The sequence below is a fragment of the Vibrio sp. SCSIO 43155 genome, assembly GCF_023716605.1.
GTDB classification, from domain to species: Bacteria; Pseudomonadota; Gammaproteobacteria; order Enterobacterales; family Vibrionaceae; genus Vibrio; species Vibrio harveyi.
Genome location: NZ_CP071852.1, coordinates 789984 through 813732, shown reverse-complemented (window position 1 = coordinate 813732; position 23749 = coordinate 789984). Strand labels below are relative to the sequence as shown.

General features: G+C 44.9%; 21 protein-coding genes and 1 tRNA gene. 8 read left to right on the top strand and 14 right to left on the bottom strand.

Annotation, left to right across the window (positions count from 1 at the left end; genetic code table 11):
* Nucleotides 1-192 precede the first annotated feature (192 nt).
* From flgE to J4N44_RS03795, 6 genes are all read right to left on the bottom strand, one after another.
* Nucleotides 193-1506 (bottom strand): flagellar hook protein FlgE, encoded by a 1314-nt coding sequence (gene flgE, locus J4N44_RS03820; RefSeq protein WP_005449201.1) that lies wholly within the window; start codon nucleotides 1504-1506, stop codon nucleotides 193-195.
* 31 nt (nucleotides 1507-1537) lie between these two features.
* Complete coding sequence (gene flgD, locus J4N44_RS03815) at nucleotides 1538-2245, bottom strand: flagellar hook assembly protein FlgD (protein WP_005449203.1); 708 nt, start codon at nucleotides 2243-2245, stop codon at nucleotides 1538-1540.
* Between the two features lie 17 nt (nucleotides 2246-2262).
* A complete protein-coding gene (gene flgC / locus J4N44_RS03810; RefSeq protein WP_005393132.1) occupies nucleotides 2263-2676 on the bottom strand; it encodes a flagellar basal body rod protein FlgC in 414 nt (137 codons plus the stop codon).
* Nucleotides 2677-2681: 5 nt separating this feature from the next.
* The gene (gene flgB, locus J4N44_RS03805) at nucleotides 2682-3077 is read right to left on the bottom strand and encodes a flagellar basal body rod protein FlgB (protein ID WP_005449205.1); all 396 of its coding nucleotides are present in this window, start codon (nucleotides 3075-3077) and stop codon (nucleotides 2682-2684) included.
* 346 nt (nucleotides 3078-3423) lie between these two features.
* Nucleotides 3424-4251: a protein-glutamate O-methyltransferase gene (locus J4N44_RS03800; RefSeq protein ID WP_009696835.1), complete on the bottom strand. Its 828-nt coding sequence runs from the start codon at nucleotides 4249-4251 to the stop codon at nucleotides 3424-3426.
* A gap of 11 nt (nucleotides 4252-4262) precedes the next feature.
* Complete coding sequence (locus tag J4N44_RS03795; RefSeq protein WP_005449208.1) at nucleotides 4263-5189, bottom strand: chemotaxis protein CheV; 927 nt, start codon at nucleotides 5187-5189, stop codon at nucleotides 4263-4265.
* A 76-nt stretch (nucleotides 5190-5265) separates the two neighbouring features.
* On the opposite strand from J4N44_RS03795, the gene flgA reads away from it, so the two are divergent.
* From flgA to J4N44_RS03780, 3 genes are all read left to right on the top strand, one after another.
* On the top strand, nucleotides 5266-6012 hold the full coding sequence (gene flgA / locus J4N44_RS03790; RefSeq protein WP_045488675.1) for a flagellar basal body P-ring formation chaperone FlgA: 747 nt from the start codon (nucleotides 5266-5268) through the stop codon (nucleotides 6010-6012).
* Between the two features lie 115 nt (nucleotides 6013-6127).
* The gene (gene flgM, locus J4N44_RS03785; protein ID WP_005425628.1) at nucleotides 6128-6442 is read left to right on the top strand and encodes a flagellar biosynthesis anti-sigma factor FlgM; all 315 of its coding nucleotides are present in this window, start codon (nucleotides 6128-6130) and stop codon (nucleotides 6440-6442) included.
* Between the two features lie 26 nt (nucleotides 6443-6468).
* The gene (locus tag J4N44_RS03780) at nucleotides 6469-6894 is read left to right on the top strand and encodes a flagella synthesis protein FlgN (protein ID WP_005449212.1); all 426 of its coding nucleotides are present in this window, start codon (nucleotides 6469-6471) and stop codon (nucleotides 6892-6894) included.
* Nucleotides 6895-7047: 153 nt separating this feature from the next.
* Here J4N44_RS03780 and flgP read toward each other — a convergent pair whose 3' ends face one another.
* Together flgP and J4N44_RS03770 are read right to left on the bottom strand one after the other, a co-directional pair.
* Nucleotides 7048-7479: a flagellar assembly lipoprotein FlgP gene (gene flgP, locus J4N44_RS03775; RefSeq protein ID WP_005449214.1), complete on the bottom strand. Its 432-nt coding sequence runs from the start codon at nucleotides 7477-7479 to the stop codon at nucleotides 7048-7050.
* 9 nt (nucleotides 7480-7488) lie between these two features.
* Nucleotides 7489-8127 carry a FlgO family outer membrane protein gene (locus J4N44_RS03770; RefSeq protein ID WP_005449216.1) on the bottom strand — a complete coding sequence of 213 codons (639 nt, stop codon included), beginning with the start codon at nucleotides 8125-8127 and terminating at the stop codon, nucleotides 7489-7491.
* 171 nt (nucleotides 8128-8298) lie between these two features.
* Between J4N44_RS03770 and J4N44_RS03765 the strand changes: the two genes are divergently transcribed.
* The 3 genes from J4N44_RS03765 (at nucleotide 8299) to J4N44_RS03755 (ending at nucleotide 10508) form a co-directional block, all read left to right on the top strand.
* Nucleotides 8299-9432: a flagellar assembly protein FlgT gene (locus J4N44_RS03765; RefSeq protein ID WP_017188417.1), complete on the top strand. Its 1134-nt coding sequence runs from the start codon at nucleotides 8299-8301 to the stop codon at nucleotides 9430-9432.
* Between the two features lie 68 nt (nucleotides 9433-9500).
* A tRNA-Arg gene (locus J4N44_RS03760) sits at nucleotides 9501-9577 on the top strand.
* 424 nt (nucleotides 9578-10001) lie between these two features.
* Nucleotides 10002-10508, top strand: coding sequence for a hypothetical protein (locus tag J4N44_RS03755; protein WP_005449220.1), 507 nt, complete (start codon nucleotides 10002-10004; stop codon nucleotides 10506-10508).
* Between the two features lie 429 nt (nucleotides 10509-10937).
* Here J4N44_RS03755 and J4N44_RS03750 read toward each other — a convergent pair whose 3' ends face one another.
* The 4 genes from J4N44_RS03750 to chiP all read right to left on the bottom strand — a co-directional run bounded on the left by J4N44_RS03750 (nucleotide 10938) and on the right by chiP (nucleotide 16011).
* Complete coding sequence (locus J4N44_RS03750) at nucleotides 10938-11897, bottom strand: OmpA family protein (RefSeq protein WP_005449221.1); 960 nt, start codon at nucleotides 11895-11897, stop codon at nucleotides 10938-10940.
* A gap of 604 nt (nucleotides 11898-12501) precedes the next feature.
* Nucleotides 12502-13929, bottom strand: coding sequence for a glutamate--tRNA ligase (gene gltX / locus J4N44_RS03745; RefSeq protein WP_005449225.1), 1428 nt, complete (start codon nucleotides 13927-13929; stop codon nucleotides 12502-12504).
* Between the two features lie 237 nt (nucleotides 13930-14166).
* Entirely contained in the window at nucleotides 14167-14763 is a 597-nt protein-coding gene (locus tag J4N44_RS03740; protein WP_252044858.1) for a YccT family protein, read from the bottom strand.
* 123 nt (nucleotides 14764-14886) lie between these two features.
* A complete protein-coding gene (gene chiP / locus J4N44_RS03735; RefSeq protein WP_005449228.1) occupies nucleotides 14887-16011 on the bottom strand; it encodes a chitoporin in 1125 nt (374 codons plus the stop codon).
* A 473-nt stretch (nucleotides 16012-16484) separates the two neighbouring features.
* Here chiP and J4N44_RS03730 point away from each other — a divergent pair, with 473 nt between their 5' ends.
* Both J4N44_RS03730 and J4N44_RS03725 read left to right on the top strand, forming a co-directional pair.
* A complete protein-coding gene (locus tag J4N44_RS03730) occupies nucleotides 16485-19181 on the top strand; it encodes a heavy metal translocating P-type ATPase (RefSeq protein ID WP_252044857.1) in 2697 nt (898 codons plus the stop codon).
* Nucleotides 19182-19205: 24 nt separating this feature from the next.
* On the top strand, nucleotides 19206-19655 hold the full coding sequence (locus J4N44_RS03725) for a DUF411 domain-containing protein (protein WP_005449230.1): 450 nt from the start codon (nucleotides 19206-19208) through the stop codon (nucleotides 19653-19655).
* Between the two features lie 67 nt (nucleotides 19656-19722).
* Here J4N44_RS03725 and J4N44_RS03720 read toward each other — a convergent pair whose 3' ends face one another.
* Together J4N44_RS03720 and J4N44_RS03715 are read right to left on the bottom strand one after the other, a co-directional pair.
* Complete coding sequence (locus J4N44_RS03720; RefSeq protein WP_005449231.1) at nucleotides 19723-20415, bottom strand: oligogalacturonate-specific porin KdgM family protein; 693 nt, start codon at nucleotides 20413-20415, stop codon at nucleotides 19723-19725.
* A gap of 450 nt (nucleotides 20416-20865) precedes the next feature.
* Entirely contained in the window at nucleotides 20866-23517 is a 2652-nt protein-coding gene (locus J4N44_RS03715; RefSeq protein WP_252044856.1) for a beta-N-acetylhexosaminidase, read from the bottom strand.
* Nucleotides 23518-23749: the final 232 nt, after the last annotated feature.

Sequence of the window (23749 nt, the reverse complement as noted above, 5' to 3'; positions counted from 1 at the left end):
AACCAAAAGAGAGGCAATGTTTTGATCCGCTTAGCGGCAATAGCGGCAAGCTGGAGATCAAAGCATGCCCAACCTGAATTGAGGTAATTTCAGGTTGAGCATCAGATGAATGTCATGATGTTATCAAACGAAGCGGCAAGCGCACGCAGCGTTTGATTAAACAGATTACCTAGTGAGCTATCAATTAGCGCTCTAGCGAATCTGCAGGATATTTTGTTGTAGCTGGTTATGTACTTCTAGCGCACGAGAGTTCGCTTGGAAGTTACGCTGAGCAGAGATCAGATCCACCAGCTCCTGAGTCATATCAATGTTTGATTGCTCTAGCATACCGTTGTTAATAGTACCGAAAGAGCCCTTGTTAGATTCACCCCAGATCTTGTCACCAGAGAACTGTGTTGAATCCCATTGAGTACCGCCTTTTTTATCCAAACCTTGCTCGTTAGGAACACGAACCAGCGCTACACGACCCAATGTTACGTTTTCACCGTTTGAGTAAGTACCCAACACGCTACCGTTCTCATCAAAGTCGACTTTGGTTAGGAAGCCTGTTGTCGCACCATCTTCATCGAACTTAGTTAGCTCAAATGGAGCGGCAAACTGTGTTGCTGAACCTAGACCAAAGTTAAGTGTTTGCGCAATGTCCGCACCGTTCAGATCAAGTGGTGTCGTGTTTGTCGCAGGATCGCCCAACGCTACCGATGTGATTGGCTGACCATTGTTTAGGCTCGCCAATGTACCGTCGTTGTTGAACTTCATTGTGTGACCAACATGACCCGTTGGCGTTGCCGCATCACCGTTTGCGATGTTCAATGGCTTCTCACCACCTTTATCTGTCACGGTGTAGTAGGTTTGCCACGTGTTCGGTTGAGTTTGGTCTTTCAAGTAGTACGTAGTTAACTTGTAAGACTGACCCATTGAGTCATAAATCGTCGAAGACGTAGAGCGGTTATATGTATCCGGGTCAGAAAAATCAAACTGAGTTGGATCTTTCAAATCACCGTTAGCAGGTAAGTTCACACCCACTTCAATGTTCGCTGTTTGTTTTGGCTTACCAAATTCTGCAGGAATATTGATTGGTTGTGGCTCGTAAGATGAAACCTCACCAGACTCTGGGTTTACTTGGTAACCAAGTAGGAACTCATCGTTCGCTGTTACCATGTAGTTGTCTTTGTTCAAATGGAATGCACCGTTACGTGTCATTTCATTTTGTTGTGGGATAAGACGATCTTTCGCTACCGCGAAGAAGCCCGTACCCGATACACGCAAATCCATTGGGTTATTGGTGTAAATGCTTGAACCTTCGTGGAACTGTTGCGCCACTTGGTTCGCTTGTGCACCACCACCCGGAGTGGTTTTTGCGTTAGTGAACAAAGAGTTTGAGTACACATCGCTGAATTCCGCACGAGACTCTTTAAAGCCGTACGTGTTGGCGTTCGCAATGTTGTTACTGGTGGTGTTCAAATCCAGTTGAGCGGAGGACAAACCGCTTAAAGATACATATGACATTCCAAAATCTCCTAACCTGACGTGCTATTGATTACGCTTTGCCAACTTCCAAAACTTCTGCAAGTCGAACTGGCGATTCAAAGCCTGCCAGATTGAGTAATACGTTACCGTCACCCTTGCCTAGCAACACACTGTTCACGTTCGCGTACGTAGATACTGGGAACTCTTGAGACTCCCCTTCTACCAAGCCAGACGCTTTCACATTGTATTTGCCAGCAGGCATCGGATTACCGTTTTCATCATTACCGTCCCAAAGTACACGAGTATCACCGGCTGGTTTCGCACCTACCTCAAAAGTACGCACCAGTTGGCCCGCTTCGTTTTCTACTCGGACAAATAAGTTGTCGATCGGTTGTGCTAGCTTAACCATTGCCGCCATTGCCGCATTGTCTTGCTTCACACCCGCCGCACCTGGGACCAATACGTCACGACCAACCAGAGAGGAGGCTTGTAACGCTTGGTTTGATGTCATTGACGAGTTTAAGCTCTCGAACTGAGAGTTCATCTTGCCAATGCCATCTACGGTCGCAAATGACGCCATTTGCGCAATCATCTGGTCATTACTTACCGGCTTAAAAGGGTCCTGTTGAGACAATTGCTTAGTGAGCAAAGATAGGAAGTCTTCCTGTTTCAGGTCCTGCTTACCAGTACTCTCTTCAGTCTTCTTGTTCTCTTGTAGGCTTTTAAGCTGGTCGATATAGGACAAGCCGCTTTGACCAACGTTGTTAATTCCGGCCATACGCTACCCCCTTATCCTTATTGACCCATCTGCAGCGTACGCAGCAGCATTTGTTTACTAGAATCAGCCACTTGCACATTAGTTTGGTATGCGCGAGAAGCTGAAATCATGTTTGCCATTTCTTCCATTACATTCACGTTAGGCTTGTAGATGTAGCCTTCCTCGTTTGCAAGGGGATGGTCAGGGTTGTACTCCGCACTAAGCGGTTTATCGCTTTCTACAATACCCATCACTTTCACTGGCACCGTATCACCGCCACGCATGGCGTTACTTAACTCAGCACCAAACACAGCATGACGAGCCTTATAAGTGTCTTTCGCAGAACTGCTGACACTGTCGGCATTCGCCAAGTTGCTTGAGGTAGTATTCAGACGAACGGACTCAGCGCTCATTGCGGAACCTGTCACATTGAAAACGTTAAATAAGCTCATCTAAATTATTCCCCTTTGATTGCTTTGGTTAAGTTCTTGAATTTGCTGCCTAGAAAGTCGAGTGATGCTTGGTGTCTAATTTGGTTTTGCATAAACAAGTTACGCTCTAAATCCAAATCAACCGTGTTGCCATCGCCCGTATCTGGTTGCGTAGGTAGACGATATAGCTTGTCCCCGACCAACGTTGTAGTGGCAGGAATGTGCCGACCATCTGTGCGGCTAAGACCAATGCTTGCCCCAGATGTTGCCGCCTGCAATTCCTTGGCAAAGTCTAAACCTCTTGCTTTATAACCAGGCGTGTTTGCTTGCGCGATGTTGGTGGAAATCACCTCCGCGTTGCGCTCACGTACGCCCACCGTGTACTGGTGGATGCCTAGTGCGTTGTCAAAAGATATAGCCATGTTTGCCTCTACATTAAGAACTGACCGTAATTAATAACTAAAAAGCAATTAGCGTGCCAAAAATAGAACATGCCATTTTGCCGCTTCAGTTATCGACGTAGTGGTTTGCAATAAGCAAGCCAATGTTATTGATGGAGTGTCATACGAATCGAGTAATCAGCTCGACTCTTTAAAAAATATACACCCTATGGTCGGGAGCAGGCAAAAATGGCGTGAGCTTTTAGGACAAGGGCGCGAAAAAGCGATGTAAGAATAAGAGACGTGAAAAAAGACAAGGAAAAAGAAAATCGAATAAAAAAGAAAAGCCTGACACAAGGTCAGGCTTTGGAATGGGTTAAAGAGTCCGCTATTTTAACTTGTAAATAATGCCAGGGTTGCAGCGCACCATTTCAAATCGGTCAGTCAAACCTGTTAGCGATTCTGACGCACCAAGCAATAAGTAACCACCTGGGTTAAGGCTGTTTGCCATTTGGTTTAGTACTTTAGACTTCATCTCTGGCGAGAAGTAAATCAGTACATTGCGACAGAAGATGATGTCGAATTTGCCCATAAGTGCATAACTGTCCATCAAGTTCTGAGGACGGAAGTTCACTAGGCGTTTTACGTTGTCTTTCACTTTCATGCGACCGTCTCCCGCATCTTCAAAGAAGGTGCGGCGACGCTCAGGAGAAAGACCACGTCCCAATGCTAGGTTGTCGTACAAACCCGCACGACACATATCCAACATGCTCGATGAGATGTCCGTAGCCGTAATCGATACGTTCGGAAGCAGTCCTGGTTTACGTTGTTGTGTTTCCAGAACAGTCATCGCCATTGAGTAAGGTTCTTGACCTGACGAGCTGGCTGCAGACCAAATTTTGATTGGTCGTTTGTTTGCCGCCATCTCCGGCAATAGTTTATCAGCTAATACCGTGAACGGATAAGTATCTCGGAACCACAATGTTTCGTTAGTCGTCATTGCATCAACAGCAGCAATACGCAGCTCACGATTGCGACCTGTCACGACATCACGCAGCAGATCCGACAAAGAAGCAAGCTTGAACTTAGTCACAAGCGGGCTCAGTCGACTGCGCACTAGGTACTGTTTGCTGTCACCTAATACGATGCCACATTGTGATTCTAGAAAACGGCTAAAGTCACGATACTCTTGATCACTGATTGTAATAGCAGTCATTAATGTCTCTTTTATTGTGTTAAAGCAGATTTAACCGCGTTACCCAATTCGTCTGGGTTAAATTTCGCAATGAAGGTGTTCGCACCTACACGCTCAACCATGGCTTGGTTGAAGACGCCACTCAATGAGGAGTGAAGGATAACATAAAGGTTCTTCAAATCTGCATTTCTGCGAATTTCAGCTGTTAAGGTATAGCCGTCCATCTCTGGCATCTCGATATCCGAAATCACCAAGGAGATCTGATCGTAGATACTACCCTCTTGTGCCATTTCGATCAGCTTATTGTACGCTTCTTTACCATCTTTCACAGAGACAACTTCAAATCCGATAGAAGTAATTGCTCGTTCAACCTGTTTACGCGCAACCGTAGAGTCATCCGCAATCAAAATACGACGTACGATTGGCTTTTCTTGTTCTGCGACTGCAATTTCTTCACCGATGGTTGAATCCATGGTTTCATCTACTGGTGCAATCTCAGCCAAGATCTTCTCAACGTCCAGAATTTCAACTAGCTCGTTGTCGATGTTAGTGACTGCCGTTAGGTAGTGTGCTTTACCTGCGCCATCTGGCGGCGGCAAAATCGCTTCCCAGTGCATGTTAATGATACGCTCAACAGAAGATACCAAAAACGCCTGGATTGTTCGGTTGAACTCAGCGATCACAACAAAACACTTGTCGATATCAGTCGTCGGACGACCACCAATAGCCAAGCTTAAATCGATCACTGACACGGTATGGCCACGGATATGAGCGACACCTTTAACCAGCGGGTGTAGATTTGGCATCGAAGTCAGCTTAGGGCACTGAAGTACTTCTTTTACTTTGAATACGTTAATGCCGTAGCGCTGTCGACCCATCAATCGGAAAGTAAGTAGCTCCAATCGGTTTTGGCCGACGAGTTGCGTACGCTGATTCACCGAGTCAAGAATCCCCGTCATATGCTCATCTCCATCTCAAACTTTTTGTTTTTAAATGATACTCTACCACTGGCAGGCATAATACCAGAGAAACAGTATGGCGTATCATAATATAAATTCGACACCATTTACTATGACAATATGTAGAGCGTTATTTACAAAGTACGCTAAGTTTATCGGCATTTTGCTCAGTATGTTTAGCTTTTTTGTTCATTCAGCAACGGAAAGTCAAATTGAGCAAATCAGAACCGCCGCTGAACAGCACATTCTTAGCACGGTAGAGCAGCCAGCGGGAGGGAAATTAACAGTCAATGCAGCAAATATTGATCCACGTATCAAAGCCACGGATTGCCCAGAGCCACTGGAAACGTCTGCATCATCAACCAGTAGCACACGTAGCAACATCAACGTCTTAGTCGAGTGTCTGGCTGACAACTGGAAAGTTTATGTCCCAGTTAGGATCTCAGCGTCAGTGCCAATGATCGTTTCTACCCGCCAATTGGGTCGCGGCGAGATCATTAGCGCTTCAGATGTCACCACATCAATGATCGAGCTTCAGCGTTTTCGCAAAGATGGCTTTACTAACTTTGAGCAAGTAGTTGGCGCAAAGTTAAAACGCAATGTTCGCTTGGGTGACGTGGTCGAACGTAACGATGTGTGCGTAGTTTGCCGAAATGAAAAAGTGACGATTCGAGCCGTAAAAGGCGGCATGACCATCACCACACAGGGTACGGCATTGCAAGATGGATCATCTGGTGATCAAGTAAGAGTGAAAAATGATAAGTCCCAACGTATAATAGAAGGAATTGTGACAGGTATTGCGGAAATCACCATCACCTTCTAAGGTAGGCTGGTGTACGGCAAATCGATCAATAAAAATGCAAAAAATCTCTAAAGTTATTTTGCGCTTGGTCGATAGTCTGGATACCAGTATTACGATACGAGTTTAAGGTTGAGATATGGCAGGTATAGATAATATACGTTCAGGTCAGATGATGACGACGACAAGTCGCGCTCCTGCACGTACTGATTCTAGTGCGACCAGCACAACAGAATCAAAGAAAGCGCCAGCACAACAAGACGCGGTATCATTAAGCCAACAAGGCAAAGCAGTCAGCAAACTCCAAAAGGATATGGCAGCTTCTCCGGCTTATGACAGCGCGAAAGTGGCGGCAATTAAAGAAGCAATTGCAAACGGTTCATACAAAGTTGACCCAGAAAAACTGGCTGACAATATGATTAAGTTTGAAAATGAATTGCAAGGCAAAAGCTAACTGACTTAGGCCCAAGGTAAGTATTCATGGCAGCATTAGTCGATCTTGTAAACTTCCAACTAGAAAATGCAAAAGCACTTTCTGGTGTGTTACGTCAAGAAACACAGGCGATCAGCGCTCGTGTATCTACTGAGATCGAAAAACTCGCCAAGGAAAAGATGACACTCATTGGTCAACTAAGAACCACCGACCAGCGAATCGCCTCTCACCCGCACGTCAATCAACTTACCGAAGATGAAAACCTGAGTCAGGTTGTCGCTCAAATCCAATCTATCGTTCTCGATTGTCAGCAAGTAAACCAAATGAATGGTGAATCGCTCAATCGTGCCCAATCGAGTTTCAATAAACTCAACAACATGCTTCAACGCACGCACGGAAAGGTCGGCATGACTTACAACTCCGGCGGTAAAACTCACACCATCTCCACACTAGGCACCAACATCAAAGCCTAGCTCTTTTCTTCTGTCCCTCAGTCTATTTAAACTGCCGTCTAATACAGCAAGCTTATTAGCTTCACTCATTCCCAAAAAGTATCACGAATAAAAAAGCGACCAATTGTTGCCAATCAGCCGCTCAAAAAGATCATCTGTTTAGTGAAGATTGAATTAGAACAAGGTCTGCTGACGCTTCTCAGGCACCTGCTGCACTTCACCGTAGTCGCGCAATTTATCCATCTTACGGATATCCAAACGCAACTCTGTCACATAGCTGTCTTCAACTAAGTAACTACGTACCACTTCTGCACCACGAATCACACCGTCTACAGCACCGCTTGTGCTTTCAATGCCTAAACGTTGGTCTTCCAACTGCGCACGACCACTTACGCGCATGCCATATACTTGCTCGGCAAGTTCGCGGTACGCATCGATCTTAGATGCACGCATTGCACGAACGCGCTTCTCTTCCATTGTGCGACCGGTTTGCTCACTAACGCTTGCATAACCCACCGCCACTAAAATTTCGTCTTGACGCATCTGCTGCAGAGGCTGACAACCCACCAGCACTAAGGTCGCGATAATAAATAATAACTTCTTCATGTCTGTTTCCTACGGGCGGAGAATCACTGTGTATGGCTGACGGATAGTTGGGTCAGAACGAATTAACACACCATCTTGAGTACGGATGCTATTAAGCGTATCCAGATCACGACCGATACGGTCCGCAGGTAAGAAGCCTTGCGCCGTAGCAACAACAATGCGGCTCTGCATACCGACAATGCGTGCGTTGACGAGGACACCGCCTTCTTGACGTAGCATTGTGCCCGTCAATACGTACTGGATCTCTTGCTCTTGTGCCAGATCTTGCCAATCTCGGCTCAGAGCGAAATCACCCTGTTGGGTTACTTGGATTGAACCTGTCGTTTTAAAGTCGACAACTTTAAAACCGCGACGTTGGAACTGGTGGATAAACCCTTCCGATACTGAGTTACCCAACCAATTGGTTGAATCCATGTTTTGCAGGTCGACAAAAGAAGTAATCGCAACGGGCGTACGTGACGACACTGCAACGTTTGAAACCATCAACTCTTCAGTCATGCTTTCAATAAAGAAATCCATCGTATGGCGTGGACTGTCCATTAACATGAACTGACTGCCAGAGTACGGTTCTTTACCATTATAAATTGGTGAGTATGCGCACGATGTTAAAAGCGTCATCATCGATGCGGCAACAAGCCATCTTTTCATGGTTTGATTCTCCAGATAATCTTAGGTGTTACTGCTCTTTACTGACTTCATTTCTATAAAGTGCAATCTTGGAACAGTCTTTGCTTTTCTTCTGTTTGTCGAACGAAAGAAAGCTCACCAAACTTCACTGAAATTGGTAAAGCAATATTTATACCCGAACGGTTACAAACAATGAAAAAAATATTTTTTAGCCTTATATCAATCACTTTCATATTGATCCTACCATTTCGTGCGGTGGCATCTTGGTATGAAGTGACAGGCGTTGCCACGATCGTTTCTTCAGATGAAGCGGCAAGGCTACATGCGTTAGAGGACGCACTCTTTAAAGCCGTCAACTTTTCGGGTGCGGATATCGGTAGCATCAGTAACTTGATGCCACTGCTAGAAGAAAGCCGTAAAGAGTACCAATTCACGAACCATGAAGTACGTTACATCTTGGTAGAATCTGAACGTAAACGTGGCGGCAAGATGGAAATGAGGATCCGAGTGGACATCTATCCGTCGGCAACGGGTTGCCACGTGAATCAATACAAGAAGACGGTATTAGTCGGCAATATTGATGTTGCCTCTCCGCAGCAAGCGGTGATGGGACAGATCTACAACGTGGGCAATGATTTTAGTCACGTCGTCAACCGCCAGTTAGATCAAACATCGCGCAGCTTTGTTTCTGTCGGCACCACAGACTATTCGATCTCAGCGAAGTCACCAGAACGCACCCAGATGATTGCTCAAGATAATGGCGCTCAGTACATCATCGGTGGTGTGATTACAGACTTAACTGCAACCATTGATGCCAAACTACTCCAAGATGATGTGATCAACCGTCAGTTTGCACTAGAGATGAAAGTCTTTGATGGCAAGACAGGTCACGAGGTCTACCACAAAAACTATCGTGAAGTGGCACACTGGCCTTTTGCAAAAACCAGTCAAGTAGATACTCGTAGCGCACGTTTCTGGGCATCGACTTACGGTGAGATGATGCTGCGTGTGAGCCGCAATATCATGCTAGACCTAGAATCAGAGCTATCTTGTAAGATCACGCTTCCTGAGGTCGTTGCAGTATTTGGCAATACCGTAACCATGGATCTTGGTCGTATGCACGGCGTAAAAGAAGGCGACCAGCTACAACTTTGGCACACGGCGTCGTTCATCGATCAAAATGGCTTGCCGCGTAACAAGGTGTCTCAGAGTGAAATTACCCTAACGGTTTCTCGTGTTTACGAACACGAAGCGGAGCTCACGATTGACCAGCCAAACCTTGCATCTAGCGTGCAAATTGGCGACGTAATGAACAAGATGTTGTAGATGCACGTATAAAGCATTGCCATATGCCTACTTTTGAATATCATAGGCAACGCATCTTATTTGATTACGCCCCCATGGCACAGCTGGATAGCGCAGTCCCCTCCTAAGGGACAGGTCGTAGGTTCGAATCCTACTGGGGGCGCCACATAGATCAACGCCTTAGCTATAACTTTAGCTAAGGCGTTTTTGTTTGTATCCACAAAATGTCCATGCATTGAGGTTGATGCCCCGAATTCTCCCAATAAGCAAACCTTACTCAAGGTAAAACTGAGCCATCCATTCTTTTAAGTCTTCATAACTCATTTCATATTCTTTTTTGAAGGCGATCTTTGCTTGTCAAAACGTTAATAAACGATTGCATGATGACGCCTTGCCTTTATCGACTACTCTTAGCAGACAAACTTTTTGCCGGCTTTGAGGGAGTGCCTAACTCAAGAATTCTGTCTTGATTTAGATGTATCAGAAAAGATTCAATACTCATGCTATTTACAGTTTTGTATTTTATTACTTTAATTATCTATGAGTTTTGCTTACCCTTTTAGCTATTAACAAAACTATTAGTTAGCACTATGTCTAAGAGCAATTTAATTACAAACACTGGACACCGCTTCATCTCGAAGGGCAAAACGGCCTTCAAGATTCATATCCACACACCGGATGACACGGTTTTACACCGCTCCGTAGGTTTCGTTCGCATTGGAGAAAAGAAAGGGCTTAAAAAGGCTATCAAGCTGCGTAACGAGCTTGGACGGGAGATGTGGGGTAAATTTTGGCGTCGTCTGCTGAAAGACCCTTATTTAATGACCAGACTGCCGCATAGCGTCGAACCAAAGATTGTCCATAAGCCTAACCCTACTCTAGAGGATCCTGATAATAGAGACACCTGCTACATTGCGAAATGGCGTGAGTTTAACGATGCTGGCGAGTACAAGTATAAAACGGTCGTGCGCTCTATTAACAAGTACGGCAAATTGGCCGCCTATATGCAAACAAAGAAAGCGTTGCTGGATGCACACAAAGATAACCTGGAAATCCTGACGTTTATGGGGCGTCTCAACAGCATTGACCTCAAGTGACCTTTATTCCTTCCTTTCATTGAGTGTTCTTCGCTGATAAACAGATATACCCAAGTAACCTCGAGATGCAGGGTTCAGCGAGAATGACTTGTTTTGTAGACGCGGCGACGATTTAAAGGTCTAGTGGACCTAAATCAAGAATCGACAACAAAGTATACAAGCCAAGGTTCTTGCTATTTGCAAAGAGTACCCTTTGGGAGTGTGTCATTGACTCGCTTTTTTATTAAACCAATGGCTGCGCAAACAACTTGGAATGAGCAGGTACGCTACGTTGTTTTCCTTGCTTGCTTTCGGTAAATAGGGAATCAATGACAACGCTCTGAATCCGGAATCTTAAAGTCACTTGGGTATATAAAAAAACCCCAAAAGAGCGAACTCTTTGGGGCTTTTCGTATCTAGCTTTCTAACGGTTAGTGTTAGATTTCGCGATTATTGTTGAACTTGGTATTCAAACTCAGGAACAACGATTTCTACGCGACGGTTTTGCTCACGACCTTCACGAGTGTCGTTTGAAGCGATAGGGTTGTTTTCACCTTCACCACGAGCGTGAATGCGAGAAGCATCGATACCTTTCTCTACAAGAGCATTTGCTACAGATTCAGCACGCTTCTCAGAAACTTTTAGGTTGTATGCCGCTGGACCAGAAGTATCTGTGTAGCCAATTACATCAACGTTTGCTTGTGGGTACTCGTTTAGGAACGCTACTAGGTCGTCTAGTTTTGCTGCGCTCGCAGGTTTAAGCGTTGTGCTGTTTAACGCAAAGCTACCTGTACCGATTGTTTGAGTTTCGAAAGTTTTCGTTACAACAACTGGTGCAACAACTTCTTCTACTACTACTTCTTCAACTACTGGCTCTTCTTCAACAACCACTTCGTCTTGACCGCCAAACTTGAATGACACACCTAGAGTTGCTGTGTTACCCATTGCTTTTACTGAATCGTTGTTGATGTCTGTGATTGTTTGGTATTCCGCACGTGCTGTTACGTTTTGGCTAACGTTGAACTCAAGACCAGCCGCACCTAGGTAAGAGTAATCGTCTTTACCGTCGTTCATCATTAGGTATGCGCCACCAACTTTACCGTAAAGAGCGATGTCTTCAGTGATTGGTAGGCTGAATTTAGGAGCAAGAGTGATTGCTTCTACGTGACCGCCGAAAGAAGTTTGGTCAAAATCACCAAGGTTGTCGAAGCCTGCTTCTACTGAGAAGTAGTCATTCATTTCGTAACCAACAAAAGCACCTAGAGTAGAGCCATCTTTGTCACAAGCTTGACCAGCTACACAAGCGTCTTCCATCCAAGACTTACCCATCTTACCGCCCACGTACACTTCTGCGTGTGCTGCTGAAGCCATAAGTAAAGAAGCTGAAATTACCGCTGCTAGTTTTTTCATTATTGATTCCTCTAAAAGAAGTTCTCTTGTTCGTAACGAAATGCGCCGCCTGACTGACGTTGTATTTCAATTCTTTTATTCAAATCCTTTGATTTTGATACCGAAGTAACTTCCGCAATTTTGCATAAAAGTTACTTGGGTATGGATCCTGACCAGTGATGCATATTGCTGCTTCACTGACGGCGAGCACTATAACTCCAAGAAATCCCAAGACAAATCCCAAAACTGTCAATTTAATGTCATCGAAAAGCATGACTTTATGTGATCTAGAGCACTCAAATACGAGTGATAGCAATGACGCAAACGTTTGCGTGTCATTTCAAAATAAAATAAGTAAAGCAAATTAACTTCTCATTAATGAGACGATATTTAAGGAACTTTATGGATTTTGGTGCTAAGTCAGAGAGATATTTTGTATTAAAAGGACAAAAAAACATTCGTCGAGGATATATTTGGATAAGTAAAACTTATTAACCTTTCGAACTATTGTTGGGAAAACATACAGATTTCGACGTCATTTATGTTGAGTTAAGATGTTTTCTTAACGTCAGGCACAAAAAAGCCGCGAAATATATCGCGGCTTTCTGATTATTTATTCAAGTAATTATGCGTTTGCTTCGCGCTCAGCGATGAACTCAAGAGCCATTTTGATGCGTGCAACACAACGCTCTTTGCCAATCAGTTCCATTACTGCGTCTACAGAAGGAGATTGACCGCCACCTGTTACTGCAACACGCAGTGGCATACCGATTTTGCCCATGCCGATTTCTAGCTCTTCGCACACTGCTGCGATAACGCCATCCTTGATGTTCGCTGTCGTCCACTCAGTCAGTGCTTCAGCTTTCGCTAGAGCAAGCTCTAGAGGCTCTTTAGCTACGCCGCGTAGATGCTTCTTCGCTGCGCCCGCTTCAAACTCAGAGAAATCTTCGTAGAAGTAACGGATCTGCTCAGCTAGCTCAACAAGCGTGTTGCAACGCTCACCAACAAGCTTGATCACTTCCGTGATAGCTGGACCATTAGTTACGTCTAGTTTTTGTTGATCTAGGTGCCATTGTAGGTGCTGTGCAACGTACGCTGGATCTGAGTTTTTGATGTAGTGGTTGTTCAACCATTGCAGTTTGTCAGTGTTGAATGCAGACGCTGACTTAGATACTGCGTTTAGGCTAAATAGGTTGATCATCTCTTCTTGAGTGAAGATTTCTTGATCACCATGAGACCAACCAAGACGCACTAGGTAGTTGTTTAGCGCAGCAGGTAGGTAACCCATATCGCGGTACTGCATTACAGATACTGCACCGTGACGCTTAGACAGTTTCGCGCCGTCATCACCTAGGATCATTGCACAGTGCGCAAATGTTGGTACTGGCGCACCTAGCGCTTCGTAGATGTTGATCTGGCGAGGTGTGTTGTTGATGTGGTCTTCACCACGAACAACGTGAGTGATACCCATATCCCAGTCGTCAACCACAACACAGAAGTTGTACGTTGGAGAGCCGTCAGTACGACGAATGATCAGATCATCCATTTGGTCGTTGCGGATTTCAATGCGACCACGAATTTGGTCATCAAATACTACGCTGCCTTCTTTCGGGTTACGGAAACGGATAACACATGGATCGCCATCTTTTGCCGCTTCGTTTGCCGCTTTAATTTTTGGATGGTTAGCATCGTAGCGAGGCATTTCTTTGTTTGCTTCTTGCTCTGCACGAACTTCGTCTAGCAGTTCTTTAGACGCGTAACATTTGTATGCTTTGTCTTCTTCTAGAAGCTTATCAACCATCTCGTTGTAACGATCAAAACGTTGAGTTTGGAAATAAGGGCCTTCGTTCCACTCAAGACCTAGCCATTCCATGCCTTCTAGGATCGCATCAACCGCTTCCTGAGAGTTACGCTCAAGGTCAGTATCTTCGATACGTAGAACGAATTCACCACCTTGGTTTTTAGCGTATAGCCAAGAGTAAAGTGCAGTACGAGCACCACCAACGTGTAGGTAGCCAGTTGGGCTAGGAGCAAAACGAGTTTTAACCGTCATTTGAGTTCCTTAGGGATAATGAGCAACGAGAAGGCTCTCGTTGTAATGTCAAGGATAAAAGTGGCGACATTTTACCACCGTAAGTCAATACTACAATCCTTCCTTGTGGTTTAACGCCAGAAATAAAAACGGGCAGCCACCGAACACGATGCTGCCCTTTGATTTATCTCTTAAGTACAATTGTTGCTAGATAACTACTATCGCTATAGAAAGCCTATATAAAAGAAGAAAACCAGATTACTTTAGGTTACGCATTGCCCATTGCATGAACTCTTGCTGCTCTTCACGGCTTAGATCGTTGAACGACTCTTTCAGTGTTTTTGTTACCGCTGGAGAAGCTGCAATGCTCGCTTTTGTCGTATGCTTGTTCATTGCTTGGTTGTAGTCAGCGACTTCACGTTCGTAGTCACGGAAACCTTGTAAACCACCTTTGCGAAGTTGAACCATTGAGAACTTAACGTCTTTGCCGTTCGCATCTTTTAGCGTCAGTTTAGGGTCCATTTCAAAAGCCTTGGCTTCTTCAATAGTGCGGAACTTGTTGTATGTCAGCGTAAGCTCAGCATCTTTCGGTGCATCAAATTCAAGTAAAAGCGGCTGTGAATCAAACTTACGACGCTTGCCATCTTCAAACACAATTTGACCAACATTTACAGCAAGTTGGTTTGCACCATCTTCAACTTTGATGCTGTTGTTGTCAGAGATCCACTCAGGGTAGACGAACTCACTGTTGAGAACGCGAGGAACCAATTCCGCTTGCAGAGTCAGTTGAGCAGCAAATGCAGGCGCAGAAAGGATTGCGCAAAGTCCTAATAGTGTGGTTGTTTTTTTCATCATGGTTTTCTCGTTTTATACCAATTTAGATAAGCCACTGAAACTAACAGGCCAGTCATTCCAATGGCTTATGTGAATAAGTATCAAGACAAAAAGGGCGTTTCCGCCCTTTTTGCTGCTTCTTTATTAGAAGTAGTATTCAACACCTACAGAGTATTCGTTGTAGTCACCGTTAGTACCTGATGTCCAGCGAGCTGCATCATCTAGACCATCTAGACCTTCGTTGAAATCGTTCATACGTGCACGAGCGTATAGCACTGCAGATGGGTCAACAAAGTACATGATCTGTGCTGAAACAACATCATCAGATGTGTTAGATAGTGTCTTACCGTCACGTTCTAGATCGAAGTTCGCTGCGTAACCCAGTTTGTACTGCCAGTCACCTGTTGTGTACATCAGACCTGCTGACATTGCATCTTGCTTCTCGTTTACACCGTTGCTTGCGTCAGCTTCCATGTATTTGTATTGAGCGAAGAAAGAGATACCGTTTTCAAACCAACCTTGAACACCTACTAGGTATGTGTTGTTTTCCCAAGTTTGACCTTCAGCTTCAATGTTGCGGTTACCTTCGTAAGCTGCATCCAATTGTAGTGGACCTAACTTGTAGTGAGCCGCGATGCCGCCCCAGTAGTCATCACCCGCACCTAGACCAGCTTTATCACCAGCACCAACTGCTGCGTCGATAGAGAATTTGTCAGCGTACATTGGAGAGTCCCAACGAATAGTATTTGATTGACGGTCTTGGTATTTAGCACCACCGATCGCACCACCCCAGTCGTAAACATCGCCTAGACCTGGGTTCGATGCTGGCCAGTCAACCAACTCGTACATTGGAGTTAGAACACGACCTAGACGAACTTGACCCCAAGAAGCACTTTCAAAACCGACGAATGTGTCACGTTCACCAAGACCTGCACCTTCACCACCGAAGCTTGGGTCTACGTAACCACCTTCGATTTGCCAAATGAACGTTGGCTCAAAGTTAGCGAATTGCTTTTTACCACGGAAGCCGATACGTGATTCGTTGTTTAGCTGCATACCACCAAGGTTATCATCTTGTTTTGCATCACCAGAATCGTAATCGCGGTACGCGGCCTGCATCGCGATAATGCCGTAAACTTCGTAAGAGAAAGAGTCTTTAGTTAGGTACTCTTTCGCTGCATCACTGTTTGCACCATCAGCAAAAGCTGAACCACTGAACATCATGCCTGTGATTGCAGTAGCAAGTAGGCTTTTCTTTAGGTAAGACATTTTAAACCCCTATATTTTTAGTTTTTTCCATTTTCAAATTCGCTAACTAGGACATTGCAGGAACTTGAAACAATGTGTGGACGGGGCAAATATGACAAACTTTTTTCGCAGTAAAAAACTTTCCCAGCGGCAATCTGAGCAAGTTCAAAATGAGAAGATCAAAAAGAATATAAACATTTAAATAACAGCCACTTATAGTGACAAATAAAAATATAAAAACGTCAAAATCGTTCTAATCAACTTCGTTTTTATATAAAAAGCTCAAAAATCGTGAGCGACTTCACTCAGGTTTTAGGCGTTTTAACGGAACTTTATATTCAGAGAGAAAAAACTTTGAGATAACTCGCAACAATAGGGGCGTAAGGTCGGCTCAATAAAGTGGATTTTGACGAATTTGTTTCGCGTCGAAAAGCTTGACCTTCCCCTTGCAGGAAGGTTTATGCTCTGCACATTACTATTATTGAGGACAAATTATGTATCAGTTTGTTGTACCTATGTCGGGACTCAACTGCATGGGCTGTGCGAGAAAAGTTGAGAAAGCTTTACATGCCAATCACAGTGTTGAGATCATTAATTTGTCCCCGACGATGGTAGAGGTGAAAACCGAATCTTCACTCTCTTCTATTATCGAATCCATCGAATCGCTGGGCTACCGCGCCGGTCACCAATATCAATTCCATTTGACGGGTTTGAGCTGTGGTGGCTGCGTGAAAAAGCTCTCTTCTTTATTAGAATCAAATCAAGACGTCATTACATTCCAAGCCGCTACAACACAACTTGACATCACAACCCTACTCTCTGAGCAGCAAGTGATCGATCTCGTTGCGACATTGGGCTATACCGCTAGCATCGAGACTATCGAGGCTAAAGAAGAAGTCACAGAGCAAATAACGCCCGCAATAAAAGAAGCGCATCTCGATCGTAACCAACCCGAATCTGCCAATGTTCAGCTACAGATGCTGATTCAAGGCATGACATGTGCCAGCTGTGTATCTTCGGTCGAGAAAGCACTCACTAATGTCGAAGGCATAGAGAAAGCACAGGTCAATCTTGCAGAGCAGAGCGCGTTAGTATTTGCAAACCAAGATAGTGAAATGCTTCATCAAGCCATCATCGAGTCGGTAAAACAAGCGGGCTATCAAGCAGAAATCCTTCAAGACGCAGCAACGCAACAAGAAAAACAAGCAGCACAGCAACTTGCTCAACAAAAGCGCTTTAAACTTGATGCTATCGCAGGCTTAGTCGTTGGTGCACCATTGATGCTCTGGGGGGTATTTGGTGGCAACATGGTTATCCGAGATGCCAGTGATCAAATGGTTTGGGGTGCGATAGGTATTCTCTGTCTATTATTGCTGGCGACAGCAGGTAAGCACTTCTTTACTAACGCATGGTTAGCAGCCACTCACAAACGTGCCACCATGGACACTTTAGTTGCCCTAGGTACTGGTGCCGCGTGGTTCTATTCAATGCTTGTGGTGATTTTTCCTGATTGGTTCCCACTCGCCTCTCGCCATGTTTACTTTGAAGCAAGTGCGATGATCGTCGGTCTGATTTCTCTTGGTCACTATATAGAAGCAAAAGCAAAGGCAAATACAACACGCTCATTGCAAGCTCTGATTAACCTACAACCTCAGCAAGCCACCGTCATTACTGAAAATGGCGATCAGCAAATTGCGGTTGAGCAAATCACGTTGGGCATGAAGCTACGCATCAAACCGGGTGAGAAAGTGCCCGTTGATGGTATCGTGATTCAGGGGGAATCGTACATTGATGAATCTATGCTAACTGGTGAACCCGTACCCGTGTTAAAAGCGCAAGAGGCTCAAGTCTCTGCGGGCACACTAAATACCGATGGCGCTCTGATTATTGAAGCCACCGGCATCGGCGCAAATACCATGCTAGCGCGTATTATCCGTATGGTGCGCACCGCACAAAGCAGTAAGCCAGCAATTGCCAAATTAGCGGATCAGATTTCTTCTGTATTTGTCCCTGTGGTTGTCGGTATCGCAATCCTTGCTGCTTTGGTTTGGTTCGCAGTAGGTCCAGAACCTAAAGCCAGCTACATGCTTGTGGTAACGACGACTGTACTGATTATTGCCTGTCCTTGTGCTCTGGGCTTAGCAACACCATTGTCGGTCACCGTAGGCGTGGGCAAAGCCGCAGAACTGGGTATCTTGATCAAAGATGCAGACGCACTGCAATTGGCGAGCAAAGTCGACACCGTCGTATTCGACAAAACAGGTACGTTAACTCAGGGCAAACCCAGTGTGCAGCAAGTATTTACTCACGCCACCAGCCAAGAACACTTGTTAGCATTAGCATACGCAGCAGAGCGTCAATCTGAGCACCCATTAGCAAAAGCCGTGTGTGATTACGCTAAGGAAAATGCGGCTGAAGATATCGAGTTGGACGCTTTTGAAAACATTCGCGGTCGCGGCATTCTTGCAACTTACCAAGCACAACCACTGCTGATTGGTTCATTGCAGTTTATGCAAACAGAGCAGGTAGATACTTCCGCGATGGAGCAAGCCATTCAAGATTGTGCCAACAACGCATGGACACCGGTTGCCATTTCCCTCAACAACGAACTGATTGGTTTAATTGCCATCGCTGATCCAATTAAATCTGATGCCAAACAAGCAGTCACTGCACTAAAATTACAGGGTATCAACACAGTGATGCTCACTGGTGATAATCAACACGTAGCGACAGCCATCGGCAACGAATTAGGCATTGATGAAGTCATTGCTCAGGTGATGCCAGATGAGAAAGCGCAACATATAAAACAACTACAATCACAAGGACAAACCGTCGCCATGATTGGTGATGGTATTAATGACGCACCCGCTCTCGCCCTCGCCGATCTCGGCGTTGCAATGGGCAGCGGCAGTGATGTGGCGATCGAAAGTTCACAAATGACGATTCTTAATACATCACCAATGGCAATTGTTCATGCCATCGAACTGTCTCGTGCAACATTGAAGAACATGAAACAAAACCTGTTTGGTGCCTTTGTTTATAACTCGTTGGGTATTCCAATCGCCGCTGGCGTGCTCTACCCAGCATTCGGATTCCTACTCAGTCCTGTTGTTGCTGGCGCAGCAATGGCACTGTCTTCAATCACAGTCGTGAGTAATGCAAATCGACTACGACTGTTTACCATTAAGTAAGCGACACTTCTTATAGAGGATATTATGAAGTTGAAACTATTGACCTTTACAATGCTTGCTGTCACATCGGCGAACGTATTAGCCGCTGATGTCATCAACCACAAATCGCCATACTGTGGCTGCTGTGGAGAATGGACGAAACACATGGAAGAGAACGGCTTTACCGTCGAAGAAAAACTACACGATGACATGAACGCGGTTAAACGCGACTTGGGCATCAAGAATGAACAGCTTTACTCGTGCCACACCGCAGAAATTAATGGCTACGTATTTGAAGGTCATATTCCTGCTGACGACATTAAAGCCTTTTTAGAAAACCCACCTCGCAACGCAAAAGGCCTTGCGGTACCCGGCATGCCTATGGGATCACCGGGTATGGAGTATGGCGATAAAAAAGACAGTTACGCCGTCTACGCCTACAACGACAAAGGTCAGGTTTACGAATACCGCTTCCACAAAGGCAACGACCAGTAAAAACAAAGCCCAGCGAGACATACCGCTGGGCTTTTTCTTAATGGACAGTTAAGACAAAACTCTTTAATTAGAAGCCGTAAGACGCACCAAATACGAATGCGTTGTTCACTAGGCTATCACCCGCCGCATTTTCCGCACCGTGTGCTTGGCTACGGAACTCGAAGTAAGGCTGAACGCCCTTACGAGTCCATGTTGCACGTAGCTCGTGGTCCATCGTTTCTGCTTCAATCATGTAAACGTTGTTGTAGCTCAAAGTCACATCTTCGTTCATTACGTAACCAATGCGGTTATCCATACGGTAGTCTGTTTTCGCGTCTGCAGACGTTGCATCGATGTGCGCGCGAGTACGGTTGCTCAATGAGATGCCGTTATCAAAGTTGTAGCCGATCTTTACAAGTGGACGGTACTGGATGCTCTCACCCGCAGAGAATAGGTGTTGGTAGCCCGCAGCAACCCATAGATGATCAGTGATATTGAAAGATTGCTCACCACCTACAGTGATGGCTGGCGTTGTGTTGCCTGCGCCGCCATTTTCAGTTTCTAGTTTGCCTAGCTGAATACCATCAAACTCAGTGTAAACCGTAAGACCGCCGAATTGGTTATCAAACGTATGACCCGCTTCTAGCGTAGATGTCATGTCTGAACCGTGAATTCGACCGTCATCGTGGAATTGGATGTTACCAGTTACATAAGATGAACCCGCGAAAGCGCTTGAAGCGAAAACAAGAGAAAGTGCACTTAGTGCTAAAACGTTTTTCATAATTACTGCCTTTATTTGTTCACGTTATGCGACGAGTTTTTTGGCTATCACTTGCCTCTCATCACATACTTTGGGATGTGCCTCCCTGGCGACGGCAATACTGCGCAATTTAATTCGCATTGAAAAATAAATCGTTTAAAACAGTGATCAAATTCAAATCGTGATTTTCGAAAATAAAAAAAGTTTATTAAATACAGTGGGTTGATATAAAAACTAAAAATTCGTCAAAAAAATAAAGTGTGAAGTAAGGCATATCTCCCCTTTTATTTGACAGTTAAATACACATCCAGATCACACTATGACAGACACCCTAAATTAGAAACTTAATTATCAATAAAAAATAATTAGACATTGATCACGCTTATTTTCCGAAGAAAAATAAACAAAGCCCCCAACATAAGTTGAGGGCTTTGAGTAAGGAACTATGATTTTAGTGAATACTGAGCACTATTATTTCACGCTAGTGATACGGCTTACCTTCTCACCTGTCGCAGATACCGAGCGGATGAAGACTTCACCAGTTACATTTGGACGAGCGTTGTCTGCATAAGTCAACCAGTTCTCACCATCCAGAGAGTATTGAAGCGTTACGCCAGGGAACTGAACGTTCATTGCTAGCTTACCATCTTCTACTTTTGCACCTGGTACTGGTAGGCGGTAGTCGATACCTGATTTTTCTAGCTTAGCCAGTTCACGTTGACCAAGTACGTTCGCAAAGCGGTTGTAGTCTTGGTTTAGCGATGCTTTATCAACTAGATTAGAGTTTTGCGAGTACTCAACACCAACTTTGTAGTCGTTTTCCCAGTCAGCGCGGTGCCATGCACGCTCAGCAGCAGCGAGGACGCGAGGGAATACCATGTACTCGTATTGCTCGTCGTTACGTACTGTCTCAGACCAAAGTTGTGCAGATAGACCGTAGAAAGGTTTCGCTTCGATTTCACCTTTACCAGTAAAGCCATTGCCATCGCGATCTACAGAAGTTTCTGCGTTTTGAGGCATGTTCTCTGGTGCAAAGCCAAACATCTTACGAGTATCCGTTGCACGTGTTGCCCAGTAGTAACCACGCTCTTTCGGGTCAACTTCGTATGGCATATCCATGTACACGTAATCTGGGTTAGAAACAATCACGTCGTAACCTTTCTTAGACCACTCGTACACTGACGAAGTACCGCCCCAGTAAAGAACGTCCCAGAAGTTTACGCGAGTATTTTCTGTAGCGAACGCTTTTTCGCCGTCACTGTATTTCAAACCATCTTGCCAAGCTTGGAAGTTTGGAATGCCTTTCTCAGCAACAATCTTCGACACTTCTTCCGCGAAGTGGCTTGGTAGGTGAGCAAAGTCACTGACTGTGCCATCTGTGATTAGCGTCTGACATTGTGGAGACTGTGCAAACGGCTTGTCTTGTTTAGACAGGTCAATCGTGCCTTTCCAGCTTACTTTATCTTCTGCGTTAACGTCTTGGAAACCAGCACCTAACTTGATGTTCTTCGCTTCGTCACCACCGAAGTGCCAAGTTGTTAGTGGAGCGCCAGCTTCTTGGTGCATTGCTGCCACTTCTGAAATCACCTTATCAACAAAGCGAGTTGAAGATTCCATACATGGGTTGATGAAGCTTTGCTTATTGTAGAACTGAACCGTCGTTACGTTTGATGTATCTTGAGGATCCATCAGACGGTATTCGTTCGCTTCAGCTTCTTTACCTTCTTCCATTAGGCGGTCGTAACGAGCTTCCATTGAAACTACTGCTGCACGAGCGTGAGCTGGCATATCGATTTCTGGAATCACTTCAATGTTACGTGCTTTCGCGTATTTCAAGATTTCCACGTAGTCTGCTTTGCTGAAGTAGCCAGAGCCAAAGTTGTCTGTCGTTGGACCAGAGCCAAGCTGAGGCAGTAAACAGCTTTTCTCTTGTGTATCGAAACAACGGTTAGCACCCACTTCTGTCAGCTCAGGCAGACCCGGGATTTCTAAACGCCAGCCTTCATCATCGGTTAGGTGAAGGTGAAGTTTGTTCATCTTGTACGCTGCCATTTGGTCTAGCGTTGCAAGGATTGCGTCCTTAGAGTGGAAGTTACGAGCCACATCCACCATCACACCACGGTAATCAAAACGAGGCGCATCTTTAATAGACAGTTGTGGTAGAGAATCAGCATTTTGGCTATCTACCAGGCCAAAGATAGATTGTACTGCGTAGAAAGCGCCTGCTTGGTCGAACGCTTTAATCACAATACCGTCGCCTTTGATGCTCATTTCGTAAGCACCAGATTTTGCTAATTCACCGGTGAAGTCTGCAGGAACAACAGTGATGCTTACAGGAAGATCACCACGAACGTCCACACCTACCACTTCTGCACGATCTTGAATCGCTGCGAACTGAGTCGCATCGAATGCGTCTTTAGGCAACGCAATACCATCCGCGATATCTACTTTGCCTTTACCCGCTTCAACGTGCATTGGTGTTGGTAGTAACGTGGTTGATACGTCTTGTGTTGCTAGGTCTTCGTTTTTCTCAAAACGAGACACAGCGTTTGCAAATACATTGTTGTCGTCTGGTGTACGTTTTAGGTTATTACCTTCAAGACCCGTCACAAAAGACGCAACATCTTCAGTATTCAGAGAAGCAATCATCTTAGGTTCTGCGTTTGGAGCAGAAACGAATGCACCCGGCATGAAGTCAGTTTCAAATAGTTGCCAGTATTCACCAACCAATGGAAGAACAACCTCTTCACCGGCAGCGAAGCCGTCAAACTTATCTGTTGGTTCTAGCTTATGTAGGTCACCCGTTACACGAGAGATTTTGAACTGCTCGTTGTTAACATCCAGAATCAGACGAATGCTGTGGAAGTAAATAGCCCAATCTTTTGAGTCAACAGCTTCACCTTGGTTAACAAGCGTCATGTTTACTTTGTTACAAGAAGCCCATTCTGCGCCCATATCTTGGCACGCAAGACCTTCGTTAGCACCATGGTTAGTTAACACTTCATATTGGATATCAAGGTTATCAGCCAGTGAGTTTACAACTTGTTGCTCAGAGCTCTGTAGTGAAGAGCAGCCTGCCAATGTAGCGATAACAGAAGCAGCAATCAGACTATGTTTCAACATCTTACTTTCCCCAAAAAGTCAGTGGTTCAAAACGACATTTATTAAAAATGGTGAGCACCTAAATGCGAGGCGCTTAACAGTTGCATTCAACATACAAGCAGTTATTTCTAAGCGTAAAATTAATAAAACTAAGAAGTGATCTGGCTCAAATTAAGCCAAGCATTCAAAAATATAAACATAATAATTTCAACAAGTTAAACTTGACGTTAAAAGCGGCTAACTTTTTTTGACG

What these genes read in the sequence shown, in the direction of transcription:
- flgP (WP_005449214.1), bottom strand. Translation starts at nt 7,479, where the DNA reads ATGAAGAAGTTATTATTTATTATCGCGACCTTAGTGCTGGTGGGTTGT.
- J4N44_RS03725 (WP_005449230.1), top strand. Translation starts at nt 19,206, where the DNA reads ATGAAGTTGAAACTATTGACCTTTACAATGCTTGCTGTCACATCGGCG.
- chiP (WP_005449228.1), bottom strand. Translation starts at nt 16,011, where the DNA reads ATGTCTTACCTAAAGAAAAGCCTACTTGCTACTGCAATCACAGGCATG.
- J4N44_RS03780 (WP_005449212.1), top strand. Translation starts at nt 6,469, where the DNA reads ATGGCAGCATTAGTCGATCTTGTAAACTTCCAACTAGAAAATGCAAAA.
- J4N44_RS03715 (WP_252044856.1), bottom strand. Translation starts at nt 23,517, where the DNA reads ATGTTGAAACATAGTCTGATTGCTGCTTCTGTTATCGCTACATTGGCA.
- J4N44_RS03770 (WP_005449216.1), bottom strand. Translation starts at nt 8,127, where the DNA reads ATGAAAAGATGGCTTGTTGCCGCATCGATGATGACGCTTTTAACATCG.
- flgB (WP_005449205.1), bottom strand. Translation starts at nt 3,077, where the DNA reads ATGGCTATATCTTTTGACAACGCACTAGGCATCCACCAGTACACGGTG.
- J4N44_RS03755 (WP_005449220.1), top strand. Translation starts at nt 10,002, where the DNA reads ATGTCTAAGAGCAATTTAATTACAAACACTGGACACCGCTTCATCTCG.
- flgC (WP_005393132.1), bottom strand. Translation starts at nt 2,676, where the DNA reads ATGAGCTTATTTAACGTTTTCAATGTGACAGGTTCCGCAATGAGCGCT.
- J4N44_RS03720 (WP_005449231.1), bottom strand. Translation starts at nt 20,415, where the DNA reads ATGAAAAACGTTTTAGCACTAAGTGCACTTTCTCTTGTTTTCGCTTCA.
- J4N44_RS03750 (WP_005449221.1), bottom strand. Translation starts at nt 11,897, where the DNA reads ATGAAAAAACTAGCAGCGGTAATTTCAGCTTCTTTACTTATGGCTTCA.
- J4N44_RS03795 (WP_005449208.1), bottom strand. Translation starts at nt 5,189, where the DNA reads ATGACGGGGATTCTTGACTCGGTGAATCAGCGTACGCAACTCGTCGGC.
- J4N44_RS03740 (WP_252044858.1), bottom strand. Translation starts at nt 14,763, where the DNA reads ATGATGAAAAAAACAACCACACTATTAGGACTTTGCGCAATCCTTTCT.
- flgA (WP_045488675.1), top strand. Translation starts at nt 5,266, where the DNA reads ATGGCGTATCATAATATAAATTCGACACCATTTACTATGACAATATGT.
- gltX (WP_005449225.1), bottom strand. Translation starts at nt 13,929, where the DNA reads ATGACGGTTAAAACTCGTTTTGCTCCTAGCCCAACTGGCTACCTACAC.
- J4N44_RS03765 (WP_017188417.1), top strand. Translation starts at nt 8,299, where the DNA reads ATGAAAAAAATATTTTTTAGCCTTATATCAATCACTTTCATATTGATC.
- J4N44_RS03800 (WP_009696835.1), bottom strand. Translation starts at nt 4,251, where the DNA reads ATGACTGCTATTACAATCAGTGATCAAGAGTATCGTGACTTTAGCCGT.
- J4N44_RS03730 (WP_252044857.1), top strand. Translation starts at nt 16,485, where the DNA reads ATGTATCAGTTTGTTGTACCTATGTCGGGACTCAACTGCATGGGCTGT.
- flgE (WP_005449201.1), bottom strand. Translation starts at nt 1,506, where the DNA reads ATGTCATATGTATCTTTAAGCGGTTTGTCCTCCGCTCAACTGGATTTG.
- flgM (WP_005425628.1), top strand. Translation starts at nt 6,128, where the DNA reads ATGGCAGGTATAGATAATATACGTTCAGGTCAGATGATGACGACGACA.
- flgD (WP_005449203.1), bottom strand. Translation starts at nt 2,245, where the DNA reads ATGGCCGGAATTAACAACGTTGGTCAAAGCGGCTTGTCCTATATCGAC.